5 protein-coding genes and 1 tRNA gene are annotated in these 10,417 nt (G+C 62.3%); 4 read left to right on the forward strand and 2 right to left on the reverse strand.

Annotated features, from left to right (window positions below; all coding sequences use genetic code 11):
• On the reverse strand, positions 1–714 hold the full coding sequence (locus QY049_RS35530) for an ABC transporter substrate-binding protein (protein ID WP_301270471.1): 714 nt from the start codon (positions 712–714) through the stop codon (positions 1–3).
• 335 nt (positions 715–1,049) lie between these two features.
• On the opposite strand from QY049_RS35530, the gene QY049_RS35535 reads away from it, so the two are divergent.
• Positions 1,050–3,446, forward strand: a complete 2,397-nt coding sequence (locus tag QY049_RS35535) for an ATP-binding protein (protein ID WP_301270472.1) — start codon at positions 1,050–1,052, stop codon at positions 3,444–3,446.
• A gap of 349 nt (positions 3,447–3,795) precedes the next feature.
• Positions 3,796–3,869 (forward strand) — tRNA-Gly (locus QY049_RS35540).
• Between the two features lie 28 nt (positions 3,870–3,897).
• On the opposite strand, the gene QY049_RS35545 is transcribed toward QY049_RS35540, so the two are convergent.
• The gene (locus QY049_RS35545; protein WP_301270473.1) at positions 3,898–6,273 is read right to left on the reverse strand and encodes a glucose/quinate/shikimate family membrane-bound PQQ-dependent dehydrogenase; all 2,376 of its coding nucleotides are present in this window, start codon (positions 6,271–6,273) and stop codon (positions 3,898–3,900) included.
• A gap of 639 nt (positions 6,274–6,912) precedes the next feature.
• Between QY049_RS35545 and QY049_RS35550 the strand changes: the two genes are divergently transcribed.
• On the forward strand, positions 6,913–7,110 hold the full coding sequence (locus QY049_RS35550; RefSeq protein ID WP_194482229.1) for a hypothetical protein: 198 nt from the start codon (positions 6,913–6,915) through the stop codon (positions 7,108–7,110).
• A gap of 408 nt (positions 7,111–7,518) precedes the next feature.
• Positions 7,519–10,417, forward strand: a 2,899-nt coding sequence (locus tag QY049_RS35555; RefSeq protein WP_301270474.1) for a FecR domain-containing protein, incomplete at its 3' end; no start/stop codon positions are given.

Consider the following 10,417-nt stretch of genomic DNA (forward strand, 5'->3'; position numbering starts at 1 on the left):
TCAGGGCGCGCTCAAGACCTGCTTGACGAGAGCCTCGCGCAGCGCCGCGAGCTCGCCGCTCGCCTGCATCTGCGCGATCACCTGTCCGACCTTCGGCACGAGGTCGCGATGCCGCTCATGCAGGTAATGATAGATGCTGATGCGCTCGAGCGGCGGGGAGAGCGGATATATCCTGGCCTGGAGATTGAGCTTGCGGACTGCGACCAGGCCGCTGAAGAGGTCGGTGACCATCACGTCGAAGCGATCGGCATCGAGCATCCTGATCATGTTCTCGATGCCGGTGGTCGCCGTGACGCGGTCCATGCCGCGCGTGCCGGCTTCCGACGAGCCGACGCCGCGGACGATGCCGATGCTGTAGTTCCTGATCGAATTCCAGCCGTCGACGTCGAAATGGAGCTTGGTCGTGAACACCGCGGGCTCGATGTAGTTGATCGCGGGCGTCACCTGCAGCAGTGTCGGGTAGTCGCGGGACAGCGTTCCGATCCGCTGGATTTCACCGTCGAGCTCGCCGGAGCTCGACAGCGCCAGCGCCCGCTTGCCGGGGACGTCCTCGAATTCGAGCTTGATGTTCAGCTTGGCGTAGACGGCCCGCAGCATCTCGCCGCCGACATATTGATCCGGGATGTCTGCGATCCGTGCCAGGCGGATCACGGACTGCGCGGACGACGTTCCGGCCGTGAGCAGGGACAGGCAGACGACGACTATCCGCCACATGGGGCGCCTCTCTGGTCAGCTCTTGCTACCATTGGGTTGGGGGCCCCGCGCGATCTACCGCAGATGGCGCATGACGCAGAGCCGTGGCCCCCAACGTTCGCCCGCCACGCGCGCGTCTTCCGGATTTCACCGGTGTCATTCTAGCACGCGGAGTGATATTTTACGCGGGAATCCTGCTGCTGGGCGCAAGATATGACCCACCGACCTCAGATCGCCCAAGGGCCGACAGGATTGCCGCACACCTCGTGTGCTGAGGAGAATCAAAACCGTCGAGTTGTGCGCGGCCGCGGCCGGCAGGCCGGACAGGAGTGTCGCCATTTTCTGGGACGGGGTGCATGGCCAACGCAGGTGACGAGAATCCCGACCGTGGCCGCGCTGTTGCGCCGGCGGCCGCGAAGCAGGATTTGAGCGGCATCGGAACGGCGTTCACGTCCCCGCTGCTCGCCGCGTTGCCGTCGCGGATCTTCAACTGGTCGCGGAGCGGCGTCGGGCCCCGCCTGCTTGCCGCCGTGCTGCTGTTTTCCTCCGTCGTGACGCTGACACTGACCGTGCTCCAGCTCTATCTCGACTATGACCGCGAAGTCGGCATGATCGAGACGCGGCTCGAGGAGGTCGGCCGCAGCACCACGGCCAGCCTCGGCGAAAGCCTGTGGAATCTCGACCAGAACCAGCTCAAGCTTCAGCTCGACGGTATCCTGCGGCTGCCGGGCATGCGCGCCGCCGAGGTCCGCGAGATCGCCGATCGCCCCGATCCCATCCGCGTCGCCGTCGGCGCGCGAAGCGCCCGCTCGGTCGTGGCGCGCGACTATCCGCTGACCACCAATGTGCAGGGGACGGTGCACAACATCGGCGTATTGCATGTCGAGGCGACGCTGAATGACGTCTATCGGCAATTGCTGAACCGGGCCCTCGTCATCCTGGCAAGCCAGGCGGCAAAGACGTTCCTGGTCTCACTGTTCATCATCTACATGTTCCACGTTCTGGTGACGCGGCATCTGGTCGCGATCGCAGACTTCGTCAGCAAATACAGCGTGGCGCGGCCGCCGCCGCCTTTGCAACTGGAGCGACGGCCGCCCTACGATCCCGATGAGCTGGACAAGGTGACCGACGCGTTCAACGTCATGTGCGCCAACCTCGGTCGTGCCTATGGCGAGCTGCGCGAGGCCAACGCGAATCTCGAACGCGATCTGAAGATCCGCCGTCGCGCCGAAGAGGACGCGCGCGCGAGCGAGCAGCGCTTTCGCGACTATGCCGAGACCGCATCGGACTGGTTCTGGGAAACCGGGCCCGATCACGTCTTCACCTACATATCGGACCGCGCCGGTGCTTTCGGCATGGATCCCGAAGCCCTGATCGGCAGGCGGCGCCCGGATGCCGCCCTCGACCAGAATGCCGAAGCGGAGAAATGGCGCGAGCACATGGCGGCGCTCGACCGCCACGAGCCGTTCCGGAAATTCGAGTATCGCGGCCGCGATGCGGCCGGGCGGCTGCACTATTTCAGCGTCAACGGTCAGCCTGTTTTCGCCGACGACGGGCGTTTCACGGGCTATCGCGGCTCGTCCACCGACCTCACCGCGCAGCATGAGACCGAAGAGCGGCTTCGCCAGTCCCAGAAGATGGATGCGATGGGCCAGCTCACCGGCGGCGTCGCGCACGACTTCAACAACGTGCTGACCGTCATCACCGGGACCATCGAGATCATCCAGGAGGGGCTCGCGGACAAGCCGGAGCTTGCCGCAATCGCCCAGCTCATCGACGATGCGGCCTCGCGCGGCGCGGAGATCACCTCGCAGCTCCTGACCTTTGCGAGGCGTCAGCCGCTGGAGCCGCGCGAGATCGACGTCAACGCTCTCGTGGTCGAGACGGCGAAGCTGTTGCGGCCGATTCTCGGCGAGCATGTCGAGATCGTGATCCGGCTCGCCGACGATGCGTGGCCGGCCATGGCCGATCCGTCCCAGCTTTCGTCGGCGATCGTCAATCTTGCCGTCAATGCGCGCGATGCGATGCCCGACGGCGGCAGCCTCACGCTCGAGACCGCCAACCGGGAGCTCGACGGCAGCGACGATGGCGATGCCGGCTCCTACGTCATGATCGCCGTGGCCGATACCGGCCACGGCATTCCGGCCGAGATTCGCGACCGCGTGTTCGAGCCGTTCTTCACCACAAAGGGCGTCGGCCGCGGCACCGGGCTCGGCCTCAGCATGGTCTATGGTTTCGCCAAGCAGACCGGCGGCACCGTCGCGATCGAGAGTGAGGAGGGGCATGGCACGGTGATACGGCTGTTCCTGCCGCGATCGGCAGGCGAGGCGGCGGGAAGGACCGGGCCGGGGCCGACGCCCACGCCGGCGCGCGGGCACGAGACCATTCTCGTGGTCGAGGACGACCCGCTCGTGCAGGGCTATGTCATCGCCCAGCTCGGCAGCCTCGGCTATCGCACGCTGACGGCCAGCGATGGCGCAGCCGCGCTTGCGCTGGTCGACCAGGGCGCGGGCTTCGATCTGCTGTTTACCGACATCATCATGCCCGGCGGCATGAACGGGCGGGAATTGGCCGAAGCGGTCCGGCTCCGCCGGCCGGGCGTGCGGGTGCTCTACACGTCAGGCTATACCGACAACACCATCGTCCACGAGGGACATCTCGATCCCGGTGTGGCGCTGCTCCGCAAGCCCTACCGGAAGGCCGAGCTGTCGCAAAAGATCCGCGAGGTGCTCGCGGGCGAGGCACCGCTTTGAGCGGCGCGCGACGCCGGCGAGTTTCGCCTGGCCAAGCAAAAGGCGCGGCGGGGAGAACCCGTCGCGCCCGATTTCTTGCTCGCTGGTCCAGGGCTGAGAGCGCCCCGATGCCAGGCCTCTTTCAAAGCCTAGCGGGCGATCCCAGCGAGGTGACAGCGCTTGAGACAAGACACTGGATCACCTCCTTTCGTTGATTGCGGGAGATCTCAATATAGGCCGGATGGCCGCCGCTGTTAAGGGGCGGCGGAGCGGGGCGGAACCTGGCCTGTGCGCAAGGGCCCGAAAGCCGGCGAAAGCAGCGCCACGGGCAGTTGAGACCGCCGCCCGGCCGTGTTAGGCAGCGACTTGCGCGGGTGTAGCTCAATGGTAGAGCAGCAGCCTTCCAAGCTGAATACGAGGGTTCGATTCCCTTCACCCGCTCCATCTACCTCAAAATGCGGCGCTCCCCAGGTCAATCCTTCAACGCGTAGGCGATGACGTAATCGCCGCGCTTGGTGCCGAACGAACCGTGGCCGCCGGCCGCGGTGACGACGTATTGCTTGCCGCCCGCCTCGTAGCTCATCGGCGTCGATTGGGCGCCGGCCGGCAGGCGGTCTTCCCAGAGCACCTTGCCGTCGCGCACGTCGTAGGCCCGGATCGTGTATTCGTAAGTCCCCGTGTAGAACGCGACCCCGCCGGCAGTGGTGATCGGCCCACCCAGCATCGGGACTCCCATCTTGAAAGGCAGCGGCAGCGGCGTGGTATCCCGGATCGTGCCGTTGGGATGCTGCCAGACGATTTTCATCGTCTTCAGGTCGATCGCGGCCATCGAGCCCCATGGCGGCCGGTAGCACGGCACGGAGAGCGGCGAGAGAAAGCTCCAGATCTCGACCCCGAACGGCGTGCCATACATCGGCTGCGTTCCGACCTCGCTGCCGACGGGCTTCTCGGCCGTCGGCGCCGGAGGGTTTCCTGGGCCGCGCGGAACGAGCTTGGATGCGAAGGGCAGCGACATCGGGTTGGCGATGGCGATCTGTCTGACGGGATCGATCGCGATGCCGCCCCATTCGAACATGCCGAGATTGCCGGGGAAGACGAGCGTGCCTTGCAGCGACGGCGGCGTGAAGGTGCCCTCGTAACGCAGCCGGTGAAACATGATCCGGCACAGCAGCTGGTCGAAGATCGTGCCGCCCCACATGTCCGCGCCGGTGAGTTTCGCCTCGGGGCGGAATGTCAGCTCGGAGAACGGCTGCGTCGGCGCGGTGCGGTCGCCGGGGGCGGCGCCCTGCGGCACGGCGCGCTCCGGCGCTGGCACGATCAGTTCGCCGGTCCGTCGATCGAGCACGAAGATGTTGCCCACCTTGGTCGGCTGGATGATCGCGGGAACGACGCCCTTGGCCGTGGTCACATCGACCAGGCTCGGCTGCGAGGGAACGTCCATGTCCCAGAGATCGTGATGCACCGTCTGGTACGACCAGACGCGCTTGCCGGTGTTGACGTCGAGCGCCACGATCGAGCTTGAATAGCGCTCGACCAGCGCATTGCGATTGCCGCCCCAGATGTCGGGCCCGTTATTGCCCGTCGGAATGTAGACGAGGTTCAGTTTCGGGTCGAACGAGGCGGTGATCCACGAATTCGGCGAGCCATTGGTGTAGTGACGCGTCGGCGACGGCATCTCGTTCTCGTCAGCCGCGCCGGAATCCCAGACCCAAACCAGCTTGCCGGTGTAGACGTCGAAACCGCGGATCACGCCCGAGGGCACCTCGACCCCGTAATTGTCGATCACCGCGGCAGCGACGACCAGTATCCTGTCGCTGACGACAGGCGGCGACGTGGGCTCGAAGAAGCCCGCCGTCTTGACGCCCATGCCTTGCTGGAGGTCGAGGCTGCCGTGATCGCCAAAACCCTCGCACGGCTTGCCGCTGTCGGCATCGAGCGCGATCATGCGGCCGTCATTGACCGGCAGGAAGATCCGCCGCGGACATTCAGCGGGTGCTGGGCTGCCGCTGCTGTCGACCGCGCCTGCCGCGGTCTCGTGGTAGGAGACGCCGCGGCAGGTCATGTGCTGGAACGTCTTGTTGAACACCAGCCTGGGGTCGTATCGCCAGCGCTCCTTGCCTGTCGCGGCGTCCAGCGCAAACAGCACCTGGTGCTGCGAGCAGAGATAGAGCGTGTCGCGCACCTTGATCGGCGTGACCTCGAAGGTCGTCTCGCCGGAATCCTCCGGCGTCGCCACGTCGCCGGTGCGGAAGGTCCAGGCGACCCGGAGCTTGCCGACATTGTCGGGCGTGATCTGCTTGAGCGGTGAATAGCGCTGTCCGAATTGCGTGCGTCCATAGGCGCGCCAGTCGCCATCCGGCTGAGGGTCGGATTCGCTTTGCGGCACGGTCGAAGCCTGCGCGGCGATCATGCCGTCGATGTCGTGATAGCTCGACCGAAGTCCGATGAGGAGGACGACGGAAGAAGCGGCGACGCCGATCCAGAGCGGCAGCGTCGCGCTTCGGTAGGACACCGGCTGGTCTCGCAGCAGCCCGCGAACGATCACCGGCGTCAGCAGCCAGAGCGCCATGGGGAAGACGATGTCACCGCGCGAGGCGAGCGGCCACCAGTCGAATTGCACCTCCGAGATGGCCCACGCCACCGTGCCGACCAGCACGATCGCAAACAGCCACAGCGCCGAACGGCGCCGCGCCAGCAACAGCGCGGCTGTCGCGACAATGCCGACACCGAGAACAACATAGAAGACGGACCCGCCCAACGCGGCGAGCCAAAGGCCGCCCCCCGCAAGGACGAGGCCGATCACGGCGTAGACGAGACCCGTGATGAAGACGGCCCTGGATCGCTGCATGGCTGTTCCGGCGCGGCAAAGGGATCGGGCCAGTCCAGTGCAACCGCAGCAGACGGCGCTCACATGCGATCACTGTGGTCCAATCAACCACAACTGGCAACCTTCAACTGCTGCGCCGACGCAACATACGCGCGCATTAGGTTGCGATCTGATGTGGTAAGATCCTGTCTGGAATTGCGCCTCCTTGAATACGATCATGACCGTTCTCGTCGATGGCGCGCAGCATGTGATTGCGAGCGAGAGCAGGGCGTTGACGAGCGCCTCGCCGCAACCGGCCTGTTTCGAGCAGGATCCCGCACAGTGGATTGCGGCGCATGAGCCTGAGATCTTTGCGGCGACGTGCGGACCTTGGGGCCGTCGAGGTCTGACGTCCTGTCCCGCACCGAGATGTTCGGATCTCCCCGCCGGGGGCATATCCTCCCGGGGGCTGGAGGCCTGGCGCGCGGGCTGAACCTGAACGGGCGCTTTCGCGTTCGTTTCCTAGAACACGGTTCCAGCTGGCAATTGCCACTTTTTCCCGATTGGGCTAGTATCTCTTCGACCGTCGTCGCCGACATCTCGCAAAGACGCAGGTCACCGGCAAGGAAGCAGGCCAGGGGCGTCAAGACTGAATCGCCGCACTCCTTAAGGATCTGGGCTATGGCAGGTGCGACCGGATTGAATATCGCGCATTGGGCTACTGGTTACGGGCACAACACCGACATTCATTTTTTGAAGCTGGATTTCGTGGACGGTAAATCCGTCACGGTGGCTCTGCAGCCGGCACAGGCTGACGAGATAGCTCAGGCTCTCTTGAGGCAGCTATGCCAAAAGCCACCAAAACCGAACCTGAACTGATGTCATAAGCCAAGCCCGTTGCGTGAAGGACGAGTTGGATATCGATGTTTTGGATCACCTCGCGGTCGTCGGCAAACGCCTCGACCGCCTGCGCAAGCCGATTGGGGATTCCGACATCAGATCGAGGTGACCCTGATCTGCCTTTCGGGGAGCGCGGCGTATAGCCGCTTGTGGGCTGGTTTCGCGGCTTCGACGCCAGTCTCTGGCTCTGTCTCAAAATAAGTCAAAAAGATTAAAATAAGACATAAAATCAATTAAGTCGACGTTGTCATCGCGCCAGCTGAACTTGCCCGCCCCCTGCGCATACCCCTCAAAAATAAGGTCAGAATCATTGGTAGATGAATTTGATTGGATTATAAGGAACTCGTTAAAAGATAAATAAATCATTAATTCTTTTGGGGCGGCTTCATGTTTCCCGTCGGGGAGGATAGCGGCGATGAATGGGGGGCCGCCCTGCAGCCGGGCGGCGCGCCGGGCGTGGTGGATATGGCAAATCCCGCTCGCATTGTGGTGCCGGACGCCAGTCTTCTGTTCTCCGGCGAGTTCAAGCGCGCGGGTGTCGACCTCGAGCTTTCGCGCGATGACCGCCATTTCCTGATTCGCGATTACTTTCGCGGCGAACATCGCGCAGGCTTGGCGTCACCTGATGGGGCCTGGCTCACCGGCGATGTTGTCACGGCCCTGACCGGCCATACCCAGTATGCGCAGGCTGACGGCAGCACCAGTGCCGGCAAGATCATTGGTCACGTCACCAAGCTCGTCGGCAATGCCACGGCCATTCGCAACGGCGTTTCAATTGTCCTGAACCTCGGCGATAATCTGGAAAAGGGCGATGTCGTTCAATCAGGCTCGGATTCCAAGCTCGGAATCACTTTTATCGACGGCACCGTATTCGGGCTCGCCTCCAATTCACGAATGGTGCTCAACGAAATGGTCTACGACCCCAACGGGTCGAACAACTCGTCGTTGTTGAGCCTCGTCGCAGGAACCATCACTTTCGTCGCCGGACAGACTGCCAAGCATGGTGACATGAAGGTCGATACCCCGGTTGCGACTATGGGCATCCGGGGTACAGCGGTCCTGGTCCAGAAGATTGAATTTCTTGTTTCAAACGTGTCGCCGAACGGAGGCCAGGGCCAGGTCACGGCAGGTTTCCAGGTTCTGGTAGAACCGGATGGAACAACCGGATCCTATATCTTGATGGACCGGACCACACTTGCTCCGATCGCGACCGTTGACGACGCCGGCAAGCTCATCACCTACAATCAGGGCGTGTTCAGTACGGCGGCCGCCGCGCCGCTGTCGGCTGAAATCCAGCAACTCATCTCCGATGTGTTTGCGCTGAAATTTACCGACGCAAACCCGAAGGCTCTGAATCAATTTACCGATTCCATCGTGCCGGACGGTATTCCGCACATTCTGTTTGCCGGTGACGATGGCTACAGTTCGAAGTATTCGGTGAGTTTTCAGCTGGGCCCGGTAACGGCAACTGCAACCTTCGAGTTCGTCCCGGTGTACTTGAACTTTCCGCCAACCGTCAATGTGACGTCAGGCGAGTTCACAGTGCGATCTGCTGCTGCCAACCGCGCGAATGTCGATTCCGTTTCGGGGATCATCACCTTTGAAGACGTCAACCGCGGCGATGTTCCGACGGTCAAAACCAATTTTGTCTCGTTCAAGGTCCTGGATGCCCAAGGCAGGGATATCACCGCGACGCTGACCGCCAAGGAACTGGCGGCAATTACAGCAGTGGAAGTCGACCTTGCCGTGGTGCCAGCCCCCGGCAATAACAGCTCTGGCTCAGTCAGCTGGACCTACAGTGTCGCAGACAGGGCGTTCGATTTCCTTAGATCCGGCAGAACACTGGTACTGACCTACAACGCTCAAGTCGACACCAACAATATTGGTTACAATACGACGGTCCAGAAGCCGTTTACGATCACGATATCCTCCCCTCCCTCGGTAGAGTGGATCCCCAACGAGGGTTTCTGGAGCGTCGGTTCAAACTGGTCGTCGGGCCTCGTTCCAACGGCGCTCTATGATGTTTTCATTCCCGCCGAGGTTATCGTTGGCGGCGCCGACCAGAATACGGTGACCATCGTTGAAGCAGCGTTTGCTAACTCTGTGACACTGGGGGTGGCCGGTACCAGCGGCGGCGCGCAACTGATCAACAACAGTACCTTGACGACTGGCAATGCGCTGACGCTTTACGGCGAAAGCACATTTTACAATTTTGGCACGACTATCGTAGGCCTGCTTGAACTCCTGGACCGGAGTGCGCTCCACAACTCCGGTCGCACTGTGCTGATGGATGGTGGAGATTTCATCGATCAAAGCTCCGTTTCGAATGATGAAGGGGGAATGCTCGAACTGGCCGGCGGTACGCTTAATGTTGCCGTCAACGTAGCAAATTCAGGCCTCGTGCTAATCGATCCGGGTGCAGACTTGTCGCTGTACGGCGCCTCGTTCAATGGCAGCATCGAGAACAAGGGGACTATCGACCTCACTGGTCGTGCCACGCTGATCAACGGCTCATTGGATAACTTTGGTCGCATCAACGTCAGCGGCACCGGCAATGCCTTCCACGACGAGATCGTGAGCAATTTTGGCGCCATCGCTGTCACGGGGCAATTGACCTTCGATTTCGGTACCACGATCACGGGCGGCACCATTTTTAACGCCGGTATCGTCAAGATTGAGAGCGGACAGGGTGCGACGCTCAATAGCGTCGACGTTGAGAATCTTGGCGGCGTTATTCAGGTCGGAAGTACGTCCGATGATGGTGTGACCTTGACCTTGAACGGTACCCTCATCCTCGGGGGTGTCGTCAATGACAACGGGGTCATTCATGTCACCGGCAACAGCGCCATTAACAATGCAGCGATATACGGTGGCCAGATCTTCGTCGACGATGGCTACACATTGACGCTGAACGGCACCACGGTGACAGATACCGTGATCCACGACGCCGGGGTCATCCAGGTCGATGTCAACCAGACACGTATGCTGGACCATGTGGCGATAGACGGTGGGACGATCAATAACTTGGGACTGCTCGAGATCATCGGGGATAGTTCCATCAGCGACAATACTCTGAACAACAACGTTCTGACGGTCGACGACGGCAAGACACTGACCCTTTCTGGCGTTAGGATCAGTGGTGGTACCATCAATGACGGCAACGTGCTCGGCGCCGGTGTCATCGTCATCGCCAGCTCGAGCAAGATCAGCGACGCCGATATAGACGGCGGGCTGGTGACGATCGACGCCGCGACGCAGCTGACGCTGGACAATGTGACGGTGACCG

The organism is Bradyrhizobium sp. WYCCWR 13022 (genome assembly GCF_030435535.1).
Lineage (GTDB): Bacteria > Pseudomonadota > Alphaproteobacteria > Rhizobiales > Xanthobacteraceae > Bradyrhizobium.